Annotated in this window: 20 protein-coding genes and 1 tRNA gene; 7 read left to right on the top strand and 14 right to left on the bottom strand. The window is 46.6% G+C overall.

Annotation, left to right across the window (positions count from 1 at the left end; all coding sequences use genetic code 11):
• Positions 1 to 235 precede the first annotated feature (235 nt).
• The 4 genes from aspS to rpsT all read right to left on the bottom strand — a co-directional run bounded on the left by aspS (position 236) and on the right by rpsT (position 4,540).
• Positions 236 to 2,044 (bottom strand): aspartate--tRNA ligase, encoded by a 1,809-nt coding sequence (gene aspS / locus EL309_RS09630; protein ID WP_004284838.1) that lies wholly within the window; start codon positions 2,042 to 2,044, stop codon positions 236 to 238.
• A gap of 120 nt (positions 2,045 to 2,164) precedes the next feature.
• Positions 2,165 to 2,842 carry a DUF502 domain-containing protein gene (locus EL309_RS09625; RefSeq protein WP_004284837.1) on the bottom strand — a complete coding sequence of 226 codons (678 nt, stop codon included), beginning with the start codon at positions 2,840 to 2,842 and terminating at the stop codon, positions 2,165 to 2,167.
• 91 nt (positions 2,843 to 2,933) lie between these two features.
• Positions 2,934 to 4,121: a phospholipase A gene (locus EL309_RS09620; protein WP_004285468.1), complete on the bottom strand. Its 1,188-nt coding sequence runs from the start codon at positions 4,119 to 4,121 to the stop codon at positions 2,934 to 2,936.
• A gap of 155 nt (positions 4,122 to 4,276) precedes the next feature.
• A complete protein-coding gene (gene rpsT / locus EL309_RS09615; RefSeq protein ID WP_004284835.1) occupies positions 4,277 to 4,540 on the bottom strand; it encodes a 30S ribosomal protein S20 in 264 nt (87 codons plus the stop codon).
• Between the two features lie 317 nt (positions 4,541 to 4,857).
• On the opposite strand from rpsT, the gene EL309_RS09610 reads away from it, so the two are divergent.
• A complete protein-coding gene (locus tag EL309_RS09610) occupies positions 4,858 to 6,009 on the top strand; it encodes an extracellular solute-binding protein (RefSeq protein WP_004284834.1) in 1,152 nt (383 codons plus the stop codon).
• A gap of 146 nt (positions 6,010 to 6,155) precedes the next feature.
• On the opposite strand, the gene ppsA is transcribed toward EL309_RS09610, so the two are convergent.
• Positions 6,156 to 8,549: a phosphoenolpyruvate synthase gene (gene ppsA, locus EL309_RS09605; protein WP_004284833.1), complete on the bottom strand. Its 2,394-nt coding sequence runs from the start codon at positions 8,547 to 8,549 to the stop codon at positions 6,156 to 6,158.
• Between the two features lie 499 nt (positions 8,550 to 9,048).
• On the opposite strand from ppsA, the gene ppsR reads away from it, so the two are divergent.
• Entirely contained in the window at positions 9,049 to 9,867 is an 819-nt protein-coding gene (gene ppsR, locus EL309_RS09600; RefSeq protein ID WP_036494331.1) for a posphoenolpyruvate synthetase regulatory kinase/phosphorylase PpsR, read from the top strand.
• Positions 9,868 to 10,327: 460 nt separating this feature from the next.
• Here ppsR and EL309_RS09590 read toward each other — a convergent pair whose 3' ends face one another.
• From EL309_RS09590 to EL309_RS09580, 3 genes are read right to left on the bottom strand one after another with little or no spacing between them, the layout of a single operon-like run.
• Complete coding sequence (locus EL309_RS09590; RefSeq protein ID WP_004283026.1) at positions 10,328 to 11,617, bottom strand: ISL3-like element ISPpu12 family transposase; 1,290 nt, start codon at positions 11,615 to 11,617, stop codon at positions 10,328 to 10,330.
• A gap of 21 nt (positions 11,618 to 11,638) precedes the next feature.
• On the bottom strand, positions 11,639 to 12,151 hold the full coding sequence (lspA, locus tag EL309_RS09585) for a signal peptidase II (RefSeq protein WP_040669628.1): 513 nt from the start codon (positions 12,149 to 12,151) through the stop codon (positions 11,639 to 11,641).
• A 3-nt stretch (positions 12,152 to 12,154) separates the two neighbouring features.
• The gene (locus EL309_RS09580; RefSeq protein WP_004283022.1) at positions 12,155 to 13,051 is read right to left on the bottom strand and encodes a cation transporter; all 897 of its coding nucleotides are present in this window, start codon (positions 13,049 to 13,051) and stop codon (positions 12,155 to 12,157) included.
• Positions 13,052 to 13,146: 95 nt separating this feature from the next.
• Here EL309_RS09580 and cadR point away from each other — a divergent pair, with 95 nt between their 5' ends.
• On the top strand, positions 13,147 to 13,554 hold the full coding sequence (gene cadR, locus EL309_RS09575) for a Cd(II)/Pb(II)-responsive transcriptional regulator (RefSeq protein ID WP_004364961.1): 408 nt from the start codon (positions 13,147 to 13,149) through the stop codon (positions 13,552 to 13,554).
• A gap of 188 nt (positions 13,555 to 13,742) precedes the next feature.
• On the opposite strand, the gene EL309_RS09570 is transcribed toward cadR, so the two are convergent.
• From EL309_RS09570 to gshB, 5 genes are all read right to left on the bottom strand, one after another.
• Positions 13,743 to 14,960, bottom strand: a complete 1,218-nt coding sequence (locus tag EL309_RS09570) for an MFS transporter (RefSeq protein ID WP_004284864.1) — start codon at positions 14,958 to 14,960, stop codon at positions 13,743 to 13,745.
• A gap of 330 nt (positions 14,961 to 15,290) precedes the next feature.
• Complete coding sequence (locus EL309_RS09565; RefSeq protein ID WP_036494243.1) at positions 15,291 to 15,776, bottom strand: copper chaperone PCu(A)C; 486 nt, start codon at positions 15,774 to 15,776, stop codon at positions 15,291 to 15,293.
• Between the two features lie 145 nt (positions 15,777 to 15,921).
• The gene (locus EL309_RS09560; protein WP_004284867.1) at positions 15,922 to 16,326 is read right to left on the bottom strand and encodes a diacylglycerol kinase; all 405 of its coding nucleotides are present in this window, start codon (positions 16,324 to 16,326) and stop codon (positions 15,922 to 15,924) included.
• A 3-nt stretch (positions 16,327 to 16,329) separates the two neighbouring features.
• Positions 16,330 to 16,716, bottom strand: coding sequence for a diacylglycerol kinase (locus EL309_RS09555; protein WP_004284868.1), 387 nt, complete (start codon positions 16,714 to 16,716; stop codon positions 16,330 to 16,332).
• Entirely contained in the window at positions 16,716 to 17,675 is a 960-nt protein-coding gene (gshB, locus tag EL309_RS09550) for a glutathione synthase (RefSeq protein ID WP_004284869.1), read from the bottom strand. Before gshB ends, EL309_RS09555 begins: the two co-directional genes overlap by 1 nt.
• 301 nt (positions 17,676 to 17,976) lie before the next feature.
• Here gshB and EL309_RS09545 point away from each other — a divergent pair, with 301 nt between their 5' ends.
• Complete coding sequence (locus EL309_RS09545; RefSeq protein WP_004284870.1) at positions 17,977 to 19,359, top strand: phosphomannomutase/phosphoglucomutase; 1,383 nt, start codon at positions 17,977 to 17,979, stop codon at positions 19,357 to 19,359.
• 40 nt (positions 19,360 to 19,399) lie between these two features.
• Here the strand turns inward: EL309_RS09545 and aroD are convergent, their stop codons facing one another.
• The gene (gene aroD / locus EL309_RS09540) at positions 19,400 to 20,173 is read right to left on the bottom strand and encodes a type I 3-dehydroquinate dehydratase (RefSeq protein ID WP_004284871.1); all 774 of its coding nucleotides are present in this window, start codon (positions 20,171 to 20,173) and stop codon (positions 19,400 to 19,402) included.
• Between the two features lie 146 nt (positions 20,174 to 20,319).
• On the opposite strand from aroD, the gene EL309_RS09535 reads away from it, so the two are divergent.
• From EL309_RS09535 to EL309_RS09525, 3 genes are all read left to right on the top strand, one after another.
• Positions 20,320 to 20,859 carry a DUF2062 domain-containing protein gene (locus EL309_RS09535; protein WP_036494247.1) on the top strand — a complete coding sequence of 180 codons (540 nt, stop codon included), beginning with the start codon at positions 20,320 to 20,322 and terminating at the stop codon, positions 20,857 to 20,859.
• Positions 20,852 to 21,412: a hypothetical protein gene (locus EL309_RS09530; protein ID WP_004285375.1), complete on the top strand. Its 561-nt coding sequence runs from the start codon at positions 20,852 to 20,854 to the stop codon at positions 21,410 to 21,412. Before EL309_RS09535 ends, EL309_RS09530 begins: the two co-directional genes overlap by 8 nt.
• 85 nt (positions 21,413 to 21,497) lie before the next feature.
• Positions 21,498 to 21,573, top strand: a tRNA-Asn gene (locus tag EL309_RS09525).
• The last annotated feature ends 116 nt before the right edge of the window (positions 21,574 to 21,689 follow it).

Below are 21,689 nucleotides of genomic sequence, written 5' to 3'. Positions count from 1 at the left end.
GATAATCTCATCAATAAAGGCCGTCTGAAATTTTCAGACGGCCTTATTTTCCCAAGCCCGGAATCTTATGTCTCTTTATTAACTATGACTGCTAACGATTAAGAAATCTAAAATCGCTACTCTCAAAATACAAATCTTACCATAAACATGAAAAACTCTTTTAAGCCATATATATAATGAAAACAGGCCGTCTGAAAAATTTTCAGACGGCCTCGGTTTTTTCAATTAAAGAATCTTATGCTTCTTTGTTTTCAGTCGCTTTCGCACGCAAGCGCAGGCTTAACTCGCGCAGTTGTTTCTCGTCAACCGCATTCGGCGCATTGGTCAGCAAGCATTGTGCGCGCTGGGTTTTCGGGAAAGCAATCACGTCGCGAATGGATTCGGCACCGGTCATCAAAGTGACCAAACGGTCTAAACCGAACGCCAAACCGCCGTGCGGAGGCGCACCGAATTTCAGGTTGTCCAGCAGGAAGCCGAATTTGTTTTGCTGCTCTTCCGGAGTGATTTTCAGGGCGGCGAACACTTTTTCCTGAATGTCGGCACGGTGGATACGGATAGAGCCGCCGCCGATTTCCCAGCCGTTCAGCACCATATCGTAGGCACGCGCCAAGCAGTTTTCGGGATCGCTTTCCATCAAATCTTCATGGCCTTGTTTCGGCGAAGTAAACGGATGGTGCATGGCGGCATAGCGGTCGTTTTCTTCGTCGTATTCAAACATCGGGAAATCAACCACCCACAACGGTTTCCACTCGTCCACGAAGTAGCCGTTTTCCGCGCCGTGTTCGTGGCCGACTTTGATACGCAATGCGCCGATGGCTTCATTCACAATCTTGGCTTTGTCGGCACCGAAGAAAATGATGTCGCCGTTTTGCGCTTCGGTTTTGGCAATGATTTCTTTCAGGCAGTTTTCAGACAGGAATTTCACAATCGGAGATTGCAGGCCGCTGTCTTCGCCGTTGGTGATGTTGCTCACGTCGTTGACTTTGATGTAAGCCAAGCCTTTCGCGCCGTAGATGCCGACAAATTTGGTGTATTCGTCGATGTCTTTTCGGCTTAATTTCGCACCGTTCGGCACACGCAAAGCCACCACGCGGCCGCCTTTCATGTCGGCTGCAGCACGGAATACTTTGAATTCTTCGGTTTTCATCAAGTCGGTCAACTCGGTGAATTTGAGCGACACGCGCATATCGGGTTTGTCGGAACCGTAGTAGAACATGGCTTCGGAGAACGGCATACGTGGAAAATCGCCCAATTCCACGCCCAATGCGTCTTTGAACACCTGTTTGGCCATGCCTTCGGTGATGTCCATGATTTCGTTCTCGCTTAAGAACGAGGTTTCAATATCGATTTGGGTGAATTCGGGCTGGCGGTCGGCACGCAAATCTTCATCGCGGAAGCATTTGGTGATTTGGTAATAACGGTCGAAACCGGCCACCATCAGCAGTTGTTTGAACAGCTGCGGAGATTGCGGCAAAGCGAAAAACTCGCCCGGATGCACGCGGCTGGGCACGAGGTAGTCGCGCGCGCCTTCGGGAGTGGAACGGGTCAGCATCGGCGTTTCGATGTCGATAAAGCCTTGTGCATCCAAATAACGGCGCACGCCCATGGCTACTTGGTAGCGCAGGCGCAGGTTGCGCTGCATTTGCGGGCGGCGCAGGTCGATAACGCGGTTGGTCAGGCGCACGTTTTCGCTGATGTTTTCGTCGTCGATTTGGAAGGGAGGCGTGGCGGCAGTGTTTAAAATCTCGATTTCTTTCGCCAAAATTTCAATCTTGCCGGAAATCATTTTATCGTTGGCCGTCCCTTCGGGGCGGTTGCGTACCTTACCGGTAATGCTTAACACGTATTCGTTACGGGCTGAATCGGCGGTTTTAAAGGCTTCCGGTGTGTCGGGGTCAATCACCACCTGCACGATGCCTTCGCGGTCGCGCAAGTCGATAAAAATCACACCGCCGTGGTCGCGGCGGCGATGCACCCAGCCTTTCACGGTAACGGTTTGGTCTAAATATTGTTCGCTGATTAAGCCACAATAGTTGGTACGCATAAATTCACCTTTTTATTTTTTCATCTTGAAATTGATTAGCAAGGCCGTCTGAAAAATTACTTATTTTAAAATACCGCCAACACTCAAAATATCGAACCGGGTATTTTTATTCTCAGTAAATCAAACCGCCGTTTTGTCTTGCAACAGTATTTTGGATTTGACAGCCTCGTCCGGCATTACCATACCCAACGAAATCACATATTTCAAAGCCTCATCAACACTCATATCCAACTCCTGGATATCATGCTTCCTTACCATCACATAATATCCGCCCGTAGGATTGGGCGTAGTCGGTACATAAACTGAAATAAAATCCTCATCAGGCAAGGCTTTTACAATATGTTCGGACAAGCTGCCGGACACAAAGCCAATGGTCCATATATTCGGCTGGGGAAACGGTACCAATACAGGCGTTTTAAAAGAACGGCTGTTATCAGACAATAACGACTCAGATACTTTTTTCACGCTTGAATAAATAGATTTGACTACCGGAATTTTTCCCCAGAACTTATCCCAAGCGGAAATAATCTGTTTACCCAATACATTGGCAGCAAACACACCTGTTGCAAACAGAATAAAAACAGCTGCCACTACTCCTAAACCGGGGACATCAATACCTAAAAAATATTTCGGCTGCCAATGAGCGGGCAATAAATTAAACAGCTGATCCGAAGCCGATATAATATAAGTAATCACCCAAACGGTAACTGCTATCGGCAACCATACCAACACCCCTGTAATCAGGTACTTTTTTAGAGCCCTTGCCAATTTACCGCCCGGAGCCACATTGTCTGCCATACACCAGTATCCAATTAATTATTGACGCCAACGGAGTATTATAATACGTGTTGAAATAATAAGAAATGTATCTGCAAAATCAAATTGGCATTTATATGCCGTCCCAGTCATTAAACATTAACCCCATACCTAAACCTGTCTGCTTATGATTATAGTCAATCAAGCTTTCACCATAACCGTGAAAACCGCGGACATAAGCTTTCAGTTTGCCTTTTAATGGGAATGTATAACCTGCCTCAACAGAGCCTTTTCCTGTCTTCAAATTGTAGCGGATTACCGAAGCCAAAGTTTGTTTATCATTAAAGCGATACTGTAATTTAACATCTCCATAACCCATAAAGTGATTGATATCAGGGTTATCGTCTTCTTTTCCGCTTTGATCAAATGTTCTGAGCCATACTTTAGGAATCACTGTAAGCTTACCCCACTCCATGCCTGCCATGGCATACATTCGATTCCAGGAACGAGACTCCGGCCGGCTTTGGCCGTTAGATTGATGTACAAAGCCCAAACCTAAAACACGTAACTTTCCACCCAAGGGCAAATCTGACTTAACCGGTTGAGTTAATAAAACTTCAGGAGAGTAATCCGTATTGCGGAATGGCGCCGATTTAGTACCTTGGTTATAAACTTGCCAATCAGACTTTTGTGTATATCCAAACCAGAGATCAGCCCTTGTTTTAAAAACATCCTCCCAAAGCTTGGTTTTGAAAGACACCTGCATTTTCGATTCCAAACGTCTCTGTTCTGAAAATCTCGCCGCTTCGGTTCTTCCTCTTGCAGAAGTTTCCGGATGAAAATTAGGGGCCCGATTGTACCAAAAAGGAATTAAATACATAGGTTCATGTTCCCTCACAGAAAACAGTCCTCTTGAATCATTTTGGTCCAAATCGTACATAATGCTTAAAGGAGTATAAGAGTCGGCAACAATATTCTGCTGAACATCAGCCTTTTCAAAACCACCGCTTTCTTGCTGTTGTTTAGTCTGGCTAATATCGCTAAATACGATTGTTGCTTCTTGGTTACTCAAGCTTGCATCAACCGTCTTGACTAAATCAATAGATTTAGATGGCTGCTTTCTTTTATTTTCCTGGTGAAATATTTGCCTAGAAGGAAGCTGCGCACCATAAACCTGATCAAAACATGCCAAACGGGCAGTATTATCCTGTAACAAGGTGCATTGCCAAGCTGCATCAGCCCCGTTAGCGAAAGCATATTCCACCAATAGGCTACCCCCTACAACCATAAATACATTGCGTACTTTCATGATATTTCTCATAAAACAAAATCCATAATAATGGGACTAAAACCAGTCTTAAATTATTTTATTTTTCATTTTATAGCGAAAAAGCCAAGAAATTAAAATACCCCGAAAACAAACTCTCGTCCGTTTCATCGGGGTATTTTCAAATGATTTAGGTTAACTGCAATAATTTAAGCTAATGCTTTAACTTTTGCAGACAAGCGACTCTTATGACGAGCAGCTTTATTTTTGTGGAATACGCCTTTATCGGCGATACGGTCAATCACTTTAACTGATTCAGCATATACTGCTTGTGCAGCGGCTTTGTCACCGGCTTCAACAGCTTTCAATACTTTTTTTACTGCAGTGCGGAAAGCGGTACGCAAGCTGGCATTATGAGCACGTTGTTTAACAGCTTGGCGAGCACGTTTACGGGCTTGTGCGCTATTGGCCATATATAAAATCTCCTGATGAAAATCAAAATTTCGTAAACGTTCGATTTTAAAGACTTAGCTGATTATATGCAAGTTTTTATCAGTATTTTTTCATTCCCACAGTATTTTTTATCTTGGAAACGACAATCACTAAAACCGAATATGTTCACTTCCAATAACAATATACACAGTAAAGCATCCTATCCATATTTAGATATCATTTTGATTTTTATTAACACTTCTATTACAATAATTACGGATTACCACCGGGGTTTTGTGGGGTGGTAATTTTGATAATTTAATTACTTAATAACTCTTTCATCAGGAAAAAAACCCGTATGAAAAAATCTTTATTAACAATGTTAACCGCATTAGCTTTAACAGCTTGCGGTGGACAAAGCGAGCAAAAAACAGCCCAACCTCAAGCAGATGCTGCTGCAACTGCTGCCAATGCCGGTGAAGTGCCCGCTACCGACACGCTCAACATCTACAACTGGTCAAACTATGTAGATGAAAGTACTGTCGAAGAATTCAAAAAAGCAAACAATTTAAACCTGACATACGACTTGTATGAAAATAATGAGACCCTAGAAGCTAAAATGCTGACAGGAAAATCAGGTTATGACTTGGTTGTACCTGGTATCGCTTTTCTTCCACGACAAATTAAAGCTGGTGCCTATCAAAAGGTTAACAAAGAGCTAATCCCCAATTACAAAAATATAGACCCTGAACTGTTGAAAATGTTGGAATCTGCAGACCCGGGTAACGAATATGCCGTGCCATATTTTTCAGGGGTAAACACATTAGCAATTACTGCCAAAGGCAAAGAAATTTTAGGCAACAACCTTCCTGAAAACGGTTGGGATTTATTATTTAAACCTGAATATACCAATAAATTAAAATCTTGCGGTATTGCTTTATGGGATACGCCCAGTGAAATGTTCCCGATTGTTTTGAACTATTTGGGCAAAGATCCTAAAGGCGACAATCCTGATGACATCAAAGCAGCCGCTGAAGTTTTAAAAGCTATTCGTCCGGATATCAAACGCTTTAGCCCTTCTGTTATCGATGAATTAGCCCGTGGTGACATCTGTCTGGCAGCCGGAAACGGTGGAGATTTAAACATGGCTAAAGCCCGCTCCAAAGAAGTAAAAAACAATGTTGGCGTAGAAGTGTTGACACCAAAAGGCATGGGCTTTTGGATTGAATCTTGGCTTATTCCTGCCGATGCCAAAAACATCGCGAACGCACACAAATATATCAACTATACTTTAGATGCTGATATTGCTGCTAAAAATGGTAATTACGTTACCTTTGCCCCTGCCAGCCTTCCTGCTCGCGAAAAAATGGATCCTGCCTTAGTTGCAACTCGATCGATTTTCCCTAATGAGCAAGATATGAAAGATGGGTTTGTGATGCCACAAATGAGTGATGATGCTAAAAAACTGACTGTAAATTTATGGCAGAAAGTTAAAGTAGCCGCCCATTAATCTAAATTCGCATAATTTATCAAACGGCCAATAAATTGGCCGTTTTTTATTATTCCATAGGGAAAATACTTATCCTCTAAAAACAAAAGATCCAGCTTACATTTAAAATAAGCTGGATCTTAGTTAGTTTAAGATTAAATATATGATTATTTATTCAGCTCTTTAGCTAAATACAACCATGTTTCAATCACAGTGTCAGGATTCAAAGAAATAGTTTCAATTCCTTCTTCAACTAACCATTTAGCGAAATCCGGATGATCAGAAGGACCCTGACCGCAAATACCTACATATTTATTATGCTTACGGCACGCTGAAATAGCCAAATGCAACATGACCTTTACAGCAGGGTTACGTTCGTCAAAGGTACTTGCAATCGGACCACCGCTATCCCTATCTACACCCAAAGTTAATTGAGTCATATCGTTAGAACCGATAGAGAACCCATCAAAATACTGGAGGAACTGTTCTGCTAACAAAGCATTACTTGGCAGCTCACACATCATGATCAAACGCAAACCGTTTTTACCACGCTCTAAGCCGTTTTCTTTTAATGCCTTAACAACTGACTCAGCTTCACTTAGCGTGCGCACGAATGGAATCATAATTTCCACATTGGTCAGTCCCATATCATCACGCACACGTTTCAGAGCCTGACATTCCAATGCAAAACATTCTTTAAAATCTTCAGATACATAACGGGCCGCACCTCGGAAACCCAACATAGGATTTTCTTCGTGAGGTTCGTAAATATTACCGCCCACTAAGTTCGCGTATTCGTTAGATTTAAAGTCAGACATTCGGACAATCACTTTACGCGGATAAACAGAAGCCGCTAAAGTAGCTACCCCTTCTGCAATCTTATCTACATAAAATGCAACGGGAGAAGCGTAACCTGCAATACGCTCTGTAATTTCCGCTTTCAAACCATCATCTTGCTTATCAAACTCCAACAAAGCTTTAGGGTGAATACCGATTTGACGGTTAATGATAAATTCCATACGTGCCAAACCGATACCTTCGCTAGGCAGATTTGCAAAACTAAATGCCAACTCAGGATTACCGACGTTCATCATAATTTTAACAGGTGATTGCGGCATATTATCCAAAGCAACATCTGTAACTTCTACATTCAACAGGCCTGCATAAATCAAGCCTGTATCACCTTCGGCACAAGACACTGTAACTTCTTGGCCGTCTGAAAGTACGCTGGTTGCATCACCGCATCCAACCACTGCAGGAATGCCCAATTCCCGGGCGATAATTGCCGCGTGGCAAGTACGGCCGCCACGATTGGTTACAATCGCCGCAGCACGCTTCATAACCGGCTCCCAGTCCGGGTCAGTCATATCGGTAACCAAAACATCGCCGGCTTGAACGCTGTCCATCTCCGACGCATCTTTAACCAAACGCACTTTACCTTGGCCGACTTTTTGACCAATCGCACGGCCTTCACACAACACTTCCGATTTTTCAGCGATGTTGTAACGACGCAAACTACGGTTTCCGCTCTCTTTTTCTTGAGATTTAACCGTCTCTGGCCGAGCCTGCAAAATATACAATTTACCGTCAACCCCATCGCGACCCCATTCAATATCCATTGGTCGGCCGTAATGTTTCTCAATAATCAACGCGTATTGAGCCAGCTCTGTAATTTCTTCATCAGAAATAGAGAATTGCTTGCGGTCTGCCTCGTTAACATCAACCACTTGTACCGATTTACCTGCCTGAGCTTGCTCGGTAAAGGTCATTTTAATTAACTTGGAACCTAAAGTTTTACGTAAAATCGCAGGTTTTCCAGCCTTTAAAGTGGGTTTATGAACATAAAACTCATCCGGGTTTACAGCACCTTGAACAACGGTTTCACCCAAGCCGTAAGAAGACGTTACAAATACAACATCTTCGAAGCCTGATTCCGTATCAATAGTAAACATCACACCGGCTGCACCGCTGTCTGAACGAACCATACGCTGAACACCGGCAGACAAAGCTACCACATCATGCGCAAAACCTTTATGCACACGGTAAGAAATCGCGCGATCATTATATAAAGAGGCGAATACATGTTTCATCGCATCTTTAACATTTTCCAAGCCGTTAATATTCAGGAATGTTTCTTGTTGGCCGGCAAAAGACGCATCAGGCAAATCCTCTGCAGTAGCAGACGAACGAACAGCAACGGAAATGTCCGGAGTACCGGCATCAGCCACCATTTTATCCCAAGCTTGTTTCACTTCATTATCCAGTTGCTCCGGGAAAGGCGTATCCAAAATCCATTGGCGGATTTCTTTGCCGACACGAGCCAACTCTGTGACATCTTCAGCGTCCAATGCAGCCAAGGCTGCAGAAATACGCTCATTCAGACCGTTATGTGCCAAAAATGCGCGATACGCTTCTGCTGTTGTTGCAAAGCCTCCGGGAACACGTACACCTTTTTCAGTAAGCTGACTAATCATCTCACCCAGAGAAGCATTTTTACCGCCAACGCTTTCTACATCGGTCATTCGCAGATTTTCAAACCAAATAACGTAATTTGCAGCCATTTCTTAATCCAATTGTGAACAAGTTAAAAAAGAGTAAATCTTGCAGGCGTATTCTAACCACTCAATTATTCAGTGTCATGTTTTTTGAATCAAAAAAACTACGACAGCAGTTTTAAAAATTGCTTGTCAGGCCTGCACAATCCACATGAAATTTAACTACACAACATCAAATTTACCATTAATACCTTTTTAATCATGTAGTTAACAACCATCAAACAAATAAAACCTCATCTAACAAGGTTTATATTTTAAAATATAATTCCAAATTTTTATTTTATTTGAAATAAAATGTGTATTTTGCTTGTTTATATTCACTTGTAACTTGATGTAATGTTTTACAGGCAGCTTGAATTGTTCAAAATTTACTTTTTATGATATGTTTATATTCATTTGATTTTGCAAATTAACTTAAGTTGCAACTCCTTGCAATTTTCATTAACGATTCATCTGTTACAACACAAAACCAGCCCAATAAATTTCACGCTTAGGAGCGCAAATCATGGCCAGAAGGACTGCTTTTTTTATTTCTGATAGAACCGGTTTGACATCAGAAAGTATGGGTAAAGCATTATTGGATCAATTCGAAGGCGTTACTTTCAAACACGCAACTTATCCTTTTGTAGATACCCCTGAAAAAGCACGGGCAATGCTACAAATCATCAATGCAGCTTTCGAGCAAAGCAATCTGAAGCCTTTGGTTTTTACCAGCATCATTAACCCTGAAATCCGTGCAATTATCAAAACCTGTAATGGCTTACATTTAAGCTTCTTTGATGCGTTTTTGGGCACTATCGAGCGTGAACTCGGTTTGGCGGCAAGAAACAAAGCAGGCAGAAGCCACGGTATCACTGATACGGAGCGCTACGATGCACGTATGGAAGCGGTTAACTTCTCTTTAAATCATGATGACGGAATCAGCGGAAAAGATTTAAAAGATGCCGATGTAATCCTGATGGGGGTCTCACGCTCCGGTAAAACGCCTACTTGCCTGTATTTAGCATTGCAATACGGTATCCGAGCCGCCAATTACCCTCTGACTCCCGATGATTTGGAAAGCACCGAATTACCCAGAATGGTGAAACCTTACAAAGACAAAATCTTCGGCCTGACCATTGCGCCGGAGCGATTGCAGGCCATCCGTCAAGAGCGCCGTCCGGATTCGAATTATTCCAGTTTTGCCACCTGCAAACGTGAAGTTGCCGACGCACAGAATATGTTTAGACAACATAATATCCCTTGCACCAATACAACGGATAAATCTGTCGAAGAATTGGCTGCGCAAATCATGCAGTCATGCCGCCTGCAACGACGCTTCTAAGTATTACCAACCCATACCGAACAAAAAACGTCCTGAGAAAAATCTCGGGGCGTTTTTATTGCCTACGCAATTAACCACTAAAAAATTGTCTTCAGTAATCTATCCGATCGCAATTATCTCCCAGAAACATCAATTATTACCAAAAAAAAACATAACTTATCACAACAATGACCGTATTATGCATTCTAAGGCTATATAGTAACCGACACTAAATAAGTTATTAACAATAAATACTAATATAAGGAGTATTCATGCAACACAGAAGACGTCAAACCATTTTTCAAGCCGCTAAGCGGGCCGTTTTCAACACACCGCAAAAAACTGCCGAAAGCCATACCACAGCGGTTTTGAAAAAACACTGATTAATACGCTGCTCTGACAACCTAAAAACCAACTAAAATTGGGTATACGGATTTAATGGTTGATGGGGCACCTTCACCCCATCAATCTGATACCACCCTCAGATGGTTGATAGATCGACTCCGTAGTTGAGTTCCTCTGCGAAGTCCGGCAGTCCGTAACCGATGGTTTTCTTGTAGAAAGGAGAGACCTTCGCAGTCGGTGCCTTCTTCTTGTGCTTCGTGGTGTAGAGCATTCGTGCCCGCATCACCTCGAAGGAGTAACCGCGCCCTTCACGGTTCTTGTCCTTGGCCAGTCGGTTGATGGACTCCGTGTAAGCGTTGGTGACGGGCATGTCCGTCTCGAAGTAGGTCATGGTCTCTTCGCGCCAGTTTCCCACTGCCCTGACCAGATCGCTCCAGACTTCCTTTTGGCCCTTCGGGATGGTGGCTATCCACTCGTCCAGGGCGGCTTCTGCCTGGAGCCGTGTGGTGGCGTCCCAGATGCCGTAGAAGCGCTCCTTGTGCTCGTAGGCGGCCAGCAGTTGCGGGAACGCGCCTGTCCAGGTCTCCATGATGAGGCGCTCCCGGTCTGAGACTTCGTGAGCGCGTTTCAGCAGGATTTTCCGGTCTCCCTTGAGAGTCCGGCTCTGGGACGGTTTCAGCTCCTTTCTGAGGCCCTTGCGCACTCTCTCTAGGGCATCGTTGACCATGCGCACCACATGGAACTTATCGACCACGATACGGGCCTGGGGCAGCACAGCCTTGACCGCTGCCCGGTAGGGGTTCCACATGTCCATGCTGACGATCTCGACCTTCTGCCGGTCTTTCAGCTTCATCAGGTAGTTGGTCACCACGTCCTGGCGGCGGGTGGCCAGCAGGTCGAGCAGGGTTCGCTCCTCAATGTTGGTCAGAATGCAGCGGTAGCGCTTGTTCAGGTATAGCTCGTCAATGCCCAGGATGCGGGGCGTCTCGAAGCGGTGCCAGCGCCCCAGGAACTCGGCGCGGGCGTTGAAGATGTCGCGCACCGTCTTCTCGTCCAGGCCGGTCTGTGCCGCCACAAAGGTGTAGGGGTGGTTGAAGGATTCCTTCTCCACGTACTCATGCAGCCGCAGTGTCATACGGAATCCGTCCACCATCTCCGGTAGCTGGGGCCTGAATGTTGTCTTGCAGGCCCGGCAGGTGTATCGGCGGCGGACCACCCAGAGAGTGACCCGTTTGCCGTGGATGGGCAGATCACGATAGGGAACGTCACGCTTGCCGAACCGTACGAACTCACCCTGCACGCCGCATTCCTCGCAGGCGATGGGATCGGGCACGTCCACCTGGAAGTGCATTTCGTCGTCGGTTGATTTGCAGCCCAGTACTTGGTATTGCGGCAGGTGAAGGATGTTGTCGGGAAGTTCGGTCATGGTGTTGTATAGGCGTAGGTGTCAGTCAGATCCATCCGACTCGGCATTGGTGTTTGCTTTTTTACCCAACAAGCTGCTGGAAACGAAAAGTAAGGCACCGAGGACAATTGCAATATCAGCCAGGTTGAAGGCCGGCCAATGCCAGTCTCGCCAATAGAAATCAAAGGAATCCACAACATAGCCGCGAAAGACCCGGTCAATCAGGTTACCCATGGCGCCACCGAGGATAAGACTGTAAGCGATGGCTTCTCCTTTATGACGATTTTCAAGGATCAGCTTGATCAGAAAAATCGAGACCACTACCGTGATTCCGATAAAAAAGTAGCGCTGCCAGCCTCCACCATTCGCAAAAAGACTGAATACGGCACCGGTGTTCCATAGGTGCACCCAGTTAAAGAACGGGGTCACCGAAACATACTCGCCATAGGCCATTGATTGCTGCACCAGCCACTTTACAGCCTGATCAGACGCTGCCAGCAGGCCCGATATGGACAATAGGGCATACGGCGAGAGCTTTTTGCCAATAATGAGCATTATTTAACCCTTCAACGCCAAAATGCGTCTGGCACCGTTAAGTACAATGCCCCCCGCGATGGTGCCGATAATCAGATCCGGATAATTGGAACCGGTCCACGCGACCAGGGCGCCGGCGGTGATGACCCCCAGGTTGATCACCACGTCGTTGGCCGAGAATATCCAGCTTGCCTTCATGTGCGCCCCACCTTCCCGATGTTTGGATATGAGCAGCAGACAACTGGTATTGGCAATCAATGCGACGAATGCGATAGCCATCATCACCAGCGATTCAGGCTCACTACCGAATACAAAGCGTCTCACCACCTCTACGAGCACGCCCACAGCCAAGATCAGTTGCAGTACACCAGCAAGATGCGCGGCACGTACCTGCATTTTCACGCTATGTCCAACCGCATAAAGGGCAAGCCCGTACACCGCCGCATCGGCAAAATTGTCCAGGGATTCTCCAATCAGGCCGGTGGACCGGGCGATCAGACCGGCAGTCATTTCCACCACGAACAGAAGTGCATTGATGCCGAGCAACCAGCGCAGGGTCCCGGATTCTTGCTTAGCAGAAGCTGCCGAAAACTCGGCGGCCTTGATGGTCTCCGGATTTGCAGCGACGGTTTCCTGAAGCGAGGCGCCTAGCCCCAAGGTCTTCAGTTTCGAGGTGACGGGCTCGACCTCGCCGTCATGCACGACCTTCAGCCGGCGGTTCGACAAGTCGAAGGACAGCGCCCGAACCTCCTCAAAGCCGTTCAGGGCTAGGCGAATCATTCGCTCTTCTGATGGACAGTCCATCTTCGGCACGGCATAAACACTGACCCATTTCCCTAGCGCCTCGGAGGAGGCCTGTATATCGGTATCCGCTGCGGACATTGCATCACCGCCACAGGCGCCACCACAGGATTTGCTCATGATACGACTCCACTTGAACAATGTTGTGGTACCATTTTAAACTATAAAGCTACTATAAGGTCAATAGAGTAAAGAATCCGTTGGGGAGGAGGCTGATGCGCATTGGTCAGTTGGCGCAGTTGGTAGGGGTCGAAACACAGACGATCCGCTTCTATGAACAGCAGGGCTTGTTGCCGCCGCCTGATCGGCAGGACAACGGTTACCGTGTCTATACCGAGAAGCATGGTGAGGGGCTGGCCTTCATCCGTCGCTGCAGAATCCTAGGCCTGTCACTGGCTGAGATTCACGAACTACAGAGCTATCAGGATGACCCTCATCAGCCTTGTACCGCCGTCAACGCCTTGCTCGATGATCACATCTCTCATGTGCGGTCGCAGATAACCGCTCTGCAAGCGCTTGAGAAACAACTCGTTTCACTGAGAGCGAGTTGCAACGATGACCGGGAAGTTGAGGCGTGTGGGGTTCTTGCTGGAATTAGCGAAGGAAACATGCACCAGCAGTAGGTGAAGCATCAACCAGATAATCCGATGAGATGCCGGTCTGTCTCACTCTCATGCAAAGGTAAGATCAACCATTTAATCCGCTTACCCCTAAAATTTAATTACAACATTAAAAACTATCAAAGGCCGTCTGAAAATTTTCAGACGGCCTCTTCTATAAATCCAATCAAACTTGCAATCCCTGTTCAAAGCTACCCGTTTCTCAGCACTTTATCTTCCTGAATAGGCAAATTTAACAAAGCTGCAACCGTTGCCAATGCAGCATCCGCATACCACATCCAACCGTAATCGCCGAATGCCGTTACCGCGATACCGCCCAAATAAGCACCGAAAAAACCTCCTATTTGATGAGACAGCAACGTCAGTCCGAATAAAGTCGCCAGATAACGCAAGCCGAAACGCTTGCCTACAATCGCAGCAGTCGGCGGCACAGTTGCAAGCCAAGTCAGCCCCAACCCGACGGCAAAAAGATAAAAAGTCATATCTGTTTTTGGTGCGGACAAATAAACCAATATCAGCAGCGCACGCGAACCGTACATCCAAAACAAAATATATTTACTGCACCATCTGCCGACACACCAACCGACAGCCAAGCTCCCCACTACATTGGCAATGCCGATCAATGCCAGCGACCATGACGCTACACGCGGCGGCAAACCGCACAAAGCCACTTCAAACGGCAAATGCGTTACTAAAAACGCGATATGAAAACCGCAAGTGAAAAATCCCAAATGCAGCAAAATATAACTTCGGTCTTTAAAAGCCTGCACCAAAGCCTGCTTGAGCGTTTGGCCGTCTGAAACTACCGCCGCTTTACGTCCCGTACTGCCTTTCATCAAAAAATGCGATAACGGCAACACCAGCAGGCTGACCGCACCCAAAGCATACATTGCACCTTTCCAACCTACCGCCGGTAAAAAAATCAAACCCTGCACCAACGGAGCAAACAAAAATTGGCCGAACGAACCGCCCGCATTGACCACGCCGGATGCCGTACCGCGCATATTTTGAGGCAGCTTGTTTGCCACCAGGCTCATCAGAATAGAAAAACTGCCTGCCCCCGCTCCCAAAGCCAACATAACACCCATGCTGAATGTCAGCCCCCAAATACCCGGCAACAAAGGCACGGCAACGCATCCGGCTACCAACAGCAATGTTCCCCAATATAGCACAGGCTTGGCACCGAAGCGGTCTGCCAACGCACCGGTCAAGGGTTGGGACATTCCCCACACCAACTGCGACACTGCCATGGCAAAGCTGATGGAAGCGATACTTAAAGCCGTGCTGTTAACCATAGGCTGGACAAACAGCCCCAGCGACATACGGATACCCATGGTAATCATCAATACCACTGCAGCGGCCAATACCACCATCCACAGATAACGGCTGTTTTCCTGAACAGTCTGCATACTTTCCTCTATTTCACATTTTTTTGTTTTTTACGAAAACCAATTGTAAACAATATTAGGCATCATCGAAATATTGTTATATAAACGGATAATTGAACAGAAAGGCCGTCTGAAAATTTCAGACGTCCTTTTTATTTTTATTTACTCTCCGCATTTCAATCTGAACATCTGTATACCGCTAATTTAAGATAAGCGGAATAACAAAAAACAAACAGGCTTTTGTTTATTAAAACACCATTATGACGGCGGTTAATAACCAAAAACCTGTTTCGATTCTGTCGTAAAAAATCTATATTCTAGTCCGAATATTTCACCAAAATTTTTTTCAACTTAATGGGTATGGTCGTGATCATGGCTGTGACCGTGATGATCATGGCCATGTTTCATTCCCTTCGGTGCATTCTCCACTTCAACCGTTACCGTTTTTGCTTGGGCATTTTTGAATTTCAAGGTTAACGGAAATTCATCGCCTACTTTTAAAGGCTTTTTCAAACCCATCAGCATCACATGGTAGCTGCCCGGTTTCAGCATAACTTTTTGGCCTTTAGGCAAAGGAATACCGCCCTCAACCTCACGCATACGCATCACGCCGTTATCGTTGATGTGGTTGTGCAGCTCCACTTTTTGGCTGACGGGAGAAGACGCCGCAACCAATACATCATCTTGTTTGGTTTCATTTTCAATGGTCAAAAACACTCCGCCCATGCTCATGCCTTCAACGGTAGCACGTGCCCAAGGATGATCGATATCCATACCGGAAGCCGATGCTGCCTGCCAAAAACCGGTTAACAAAACTGCAGCCAGTAATTTTTTCATTTCATACATCCTTTCATTTCGTTACCAAAAAATTTGAATCTTCAATACCGTTTTAACATCTGTTTGATTAAAACAAAATACGGCAATATCGGGAAAAACCGATACTTTCCCCCATCATACCTAACACCGATAGAGTTTTATTGACTTAAAACAAATTCAAACCATATTCGCGCCACAATGCCAGCAACCATAAAACCGCCAATAAAACCGAAGCAAGCAGCTGGGCGGCCGATGCGGCATCTTTCGCACGCTTTGCCAATTCATGCTTGGCTTTGGAAGTATGGTCAACTGCCGCTTCAATAGCAGTATTGATCAGTTCGGTAATCAATGTAATAAACGATGCCGTCAACAACATCATTCTCGTTGCCGGCCCGAAATCCAAAACAAACATCAACACCAGCAATATACCGTTTAACCATGCCAACTGTCTGAAAGCATCTTCATGACGGTAAGCGGCACTCAAGCCGTCTTTCGAATAACCAAACGCATTGCGGATTCTGGTTAATCCCCTTTTCCCTTTTACCTGTTCGGCAAAATGCTTGTCTTCCATCTCTCAACTTCCTACCCACGCCACCAACCATAACAGCGCAACCACAGCCAGCGTTACATATTGCGCAGCCGAACCGACATCTTTCGCTTTCTTCGCCAAAACATGCATTTCTTGCGAAGTATGATCGACTGCTGCCTCTATACCCGTATTTACCAATTCGATCACTATCGACAATGCGGAAACCAAAATCAACACCATCTTAACCGGCAAAGTAAAACCGGCGAAAAAAAGGCAAAGCATTAAAACGGCATGAATCCATAACAGCTGTCTGAACCCCTGCTCTTGGCAGGCGGCACGGATACCGTCGGCCGAATATTTCAAAGCGGCAGCAATACGCTTTACACCTGTTTTACCCTTCATGCTTTCCGCATAAGTTTCAGGCCTGTCCATTAATGCGCCTTTGACCACTCAGCCACAGCATCGGCAAATACGGCAGCCACATCAAAACCTTTCTGCTTCATAATTTCTTGAAAACCGGTTGGGCTGGTTACATTGACTTCGGTCAAATAATCGCCGATCACATCCAAACCGGCCAACAAAATGCCCCTGCGCTTCAATTCCGGCGCCAAAGACTCTGCAATTTCCCGATCTCTGCCACTCAATTCCTGAGCCACACCACGCCCGCCTGCAGCCAGATTGCCCCGTGTTTCGCCGCCTTGCGGAATCCTAGCCAAAGCAAAAGACACAACCTTGCCTCCGATAACCAAAATACGCTTGTCTCCTTTCACAATCTCAGGAATATAGCGCTGCGCCATAATCGTTTTGGTATCCAAACGCATCAGTGTTTCCAAAATACTGCCGATGTTCGGGTCATCTTCCCTCAACCTGAAAATGCCCATACCGCCCATGCCATCCAACGGCTTCACAATAATGTCACCGTGCTGCTGTAAAAATGCACGTACCTCCTGCGAACGTGTCGACACCAAAGTCGGAGCGGTAAATTGGCTGAAATTCAAAATAGCCAATTTTTCATTAAAATCACGCATTGCCTGACCACTGTTAAACACTTTCGCCCCCTGCTCTGCGGCCAGCGTTAACAGTTGCGTTGCATATAAATACTGCATATCGAAAGGCGGATCCGTACGCATGATAACCGCATCATAATCCGTTAAGGCCGTCTGAAAAGAATCGGCGGCAACAAACCAATCCTTATCATAATCATCTTTCGCACCGACAAATTCGAACGGTGCCGCCAATGCGGTTACCCGGCCGTTTGCAACCGACAAACCGCTACTCAAAGTATGCGACAAACGCCATCCGCGCCGTGCCATTTCTTTCATCATGACATAAGTCGTATCTTTATAGGTTTTAAACGAAGCCAAAGGGTCGGCAATAAATAAAATGTTCATAACTGAATCCCGGTGTAGAGAGAGCGTTATCATACCTTGCTTTCCCCATAGCTGAAAACAAAACGGCACGCCGGAAACTGCGCGTACCAATCCATGCGCTAATGAAAATACAATCGAAAAATTACAATGTGATAAAATCTTTCCTATTCAAATTTAGTGATTGTAATCACCAAAACTATATACATCAGCAAAAATAAAACCAATCAAAACAAGCATACAAAATCCACACAGAAACCTGTTCAGTATCTGATGTCGATTTAAAACCAATCCTTCAACACAAATTTTAGATACGGAATTTTTTATGACAACCATCGCCCATGATATTTTCAAAGCCTACGACATCCGCGGCATCGTCGGCAAAACCCTCACCAAAGAAGCAGCCTACTTAATCGGCAAAGCCATTGCGGCCAAAGCAGCCGAAAAAGGCATCAAAAAAATTGCTTTGGGACGCGATGGTCGTTTAAGCGGCCCCAAACTGATGGAAAGCATTTCAAAAGGCTTAACCGAAAGCGACGTAGATGTATTGAACGTCGGCATGGTTGCCACGCCTATGCTCTATTTTGCCGCCATCCGCGAATGCGAAGGCAGCGGCGTGATGATTACCGGCAGCCACAACCCGCCCGACTATAACGGCTTCAAAATGATGCTCGGCGGCGACACGCTGGCAGGCGAGGCCATTCAAGAGCTGCTGGCCACCATTGAAAACAAACGTTTTGTTTCAGACGGCCTCAAAGGAAAAGTTACCGAAAAAGACATCTCTGCCGAATACCGTAACCATATCGTCGGCCACATTAAACTCAAACGCCCGATGAACATCGTCATCGATGCCGGCAACGGTGTAGCCGGAGCATATGCAGGCGATTTATACCGCGCCCTCGGCTGTACCGTAACAGAGCTTTTCTGCGATGTGGACGGCACTTTCCCCAACCACCATCCCGACCCTGCCAAACCGAAAAACCTGCAAGATGTGATTAACGAACTGAAAACCGGCAACGCGGAAATCGGCATTGCTTTCGACGGCGACGGCGACCGATTGGGTGTGGTTACCAAAGAAGGCAACATCATTTACCCCGACCGCCAACTGATGCTGTTTGCCCAAGACGTGTTAAGCCGCAATCCCGGCGCAAAAGTGATTTTCGACGTGAAATCCACCCGCCTGCTGACCCCGTGGGTAAAAGAACACGGCGGCGAACCGATTATGGAAAAAACCGGCCACAGCTTCATCAAATCATCCATGAAGAAAAACGGCGCACTACTGGCCGGCGAAATGAGCGGACACACATTCTTTAAAGAACGCTGGTTCGGCTTCGACGACGGCCTCTACGCCGGCTGCCGCCTGTTGGAAATCCTTTCCGCCGGCGACAACCCTTCCGCTGTGCTGAATGCCTTGCCGCAAAGCATTTCCACGCCCGAGCTGAACATCGATTTACCCGAAGGCAGCAACGGCCACAAAGTGATTGAAGAATTGGCTCAAACCGCCCGCTTCGACGGCGCGGAAAACATCATCACCATCGACGGCCTGCGTGTAGAATTCCCCGATGGCTTCGGCCTCATGCGCGCATCCAACACCACGCCGGTATTGGTGCTGCGCTTTGAAGCCGACAGCGAAGAAGCCATCGCGCGGATTCAAAACCAATTTAAAGCAGTGATTGAAAGCAATCCCGATTTAACTTGGACTTTATAATTCCATTGCCAGCATATCTCTCACAGGCCGTCTGAAATTTTCAGACGGCCTTTTTATCAGACAACACATCCAAAATCAGATTTAAATCGTCCAAAGCCACTTGGCCGGGTGCAGAAGCTTTACCTGCCGCCCCGAATGTCATGGCTGAACCGAAGACTTCGCCGCACAAACGGCTCACCATCCCCAAACGTCCCATCGACATCGTTACCAAAGGCTGCTTGGCGAAACAGTTGAACATCATCTGCGTTGCCTCCAGCAACACCAACACATCCGCTGCCGAATGCGGCATGACCGCAATTTTGCAAATATCCGCACCCAAATCCTGCATTCTGCGCAAACGACGCACAATTTCATCTTTAGGCGGCGTTTTATCAAAGTCATGGTTGCACAAAACCACTTTCACACCATGCTGCCGTGCCGCCGAGACGATTTCCGCAATACGCGCCTCATCCGTAAACAACTCGACATCCAGCAAGTCCGCCAAGCCCGATTCCGCCACTTGGTGCAGCAATCCGAAATACGCTGCCGATTCTAAAGGATGTTCGCCCCCCTCCTCGACACGCCGAAACGTAAACAGCAACGGCACATCAGGTAACGCATTCCGAATCAAACGGCAACATGCCAACACAAAACCGGTTTCTTCCACCCTATCCAAAAAATCAGCCCGAAACTCCAACACATCGAAATTTAATCCGGCCAAACTTTTCAGCTGCTCCGTCAACTCCCCTTCGGTCCGCGCCACCAAAGGCACACACACCTTAGGCTTACCCTCACCCAAAACCACATTCCGCACAGACACACGATTCATTTCCATCTTTTCCCTACCAACCGAAAAACCAAGTTTAAAAGAGTCCCATCATATCGGTTATCCCCCCGATTGTGAACAAGCCGCAAACCGCACTTTAAAATACCGGAAAAGCAACCATATCCCCAAGCAAACCACACACAACAAACAACACCATGCCCGCCAACCGAAAATCATACCGCCACAAACTCCCCAACCGCGAACAAATCTTCTCGTCTCGCTGGACCAAACCGTTTGCGCCCATGTTCGACAAACCCTATTTTTGGACACTCAACCGCAGACAGGCCGCCTTATCCGTTGCCGTCGGCTTATTTTGCGGCCTCATGCCCGGCCCCACCCAAATGATCAGCGCCCTGATTGTTGCCTATCTCGTGCGCACCAACCTCCCGCTAGCCATATTCTCCACACTCTACACCAATCCCCTTACCTATATGCCGCTATATTACCTTGCCTACAAAATCGGCAAATTCATACTCGGCATCGACAGCGCAGACACCCTTACCTTTCCCTCGCTCAGTAGCGGCCAATTCCTGCAAGAATCCTGGCATTGGCTCTTAGGCGCAGGCAAACCCCTACTCGTCGGCGTACCCGTATTAAGCAGCACCCTTGCCATTACCGGCTATTTCGCCGTACTCGGCATTTGGAAACTCCATACCCTATACCACTGGAAAAAACGCAGGGAAAACCGTGAATAAACGCTGGAGAAGACTTACAGAAAACGAAATCCGAGCCGCACGCCTGATTTTTTCAGACGGCCTCGACTACACACGCATCAAAATCTATCGCGGCCTGCCTTTTTTTCCATGGCACAAACAAGCCGTTTCACCCAACGGACACATCTATTTCCCCGCCCAACACTGTCCCGAAGACTTTACCCAAGCACAGGCAAACTATCACATCTGGTTCATCCACGAAATCACCCATGTCTGGCAATACCAAAACGGCTATAAAACCTGGCTTGGCGGCTTAATCACCGCCCTTCGCGGCGGCTACTTCAGACAACGCTGCTACCGCTATCCCAACCCCAAAAAACTCAGCTGCATCTCCCAACTCAACATGGAGCAGCAAGCCGACTTTATCGCCTATTACTACGCCGCCACACACTTAAACCTCCCCCATCTCGCCCCCGATCTCCCGGCTTTTCAGACAGCCTTAAACAACCTTTTCTGTAACCCCGGCAATAAAAACCTGCTTCCCGCCTATTTTTACCGCAACCAACAAAAACACAGGCAAACTAAATTCAATTAAAATTCAAAAAACTAAATAAAACACCCTCAAATACCTATTCACAAGCATTGACAAAAATCCGTCAAAATATATAATGCTCACTTCTTCCCCGATAGCTCAGTCGGTAGAGCGACGGACTGTTAATCCGCAGGTCCCTGGTTCGAGCCCAGGTCGGGGAGCCAGATTTTAAAAGCCTAAGCAAACGCTTAGGCTTTTTCCTTTTCTATCAGCCGTTTATGATAAAAACACCGGCACCCCAACCTGCATGGTTTCATACTGATATTTCCATCAACAACCA

This window comes from Neisseria weaveri, assembly GCF_900638685.1.
GTDB lineage: Bacteria > Pseudomonadota > Gammaproteobacteria > Burkholderiales > Neisseriaceae > Neisseria > Neisseria weaveri.
Note: the sequence above shows the minus strand (reverse complement) of the source record. Positions and strands in the feature narration are given on the sequence as shown.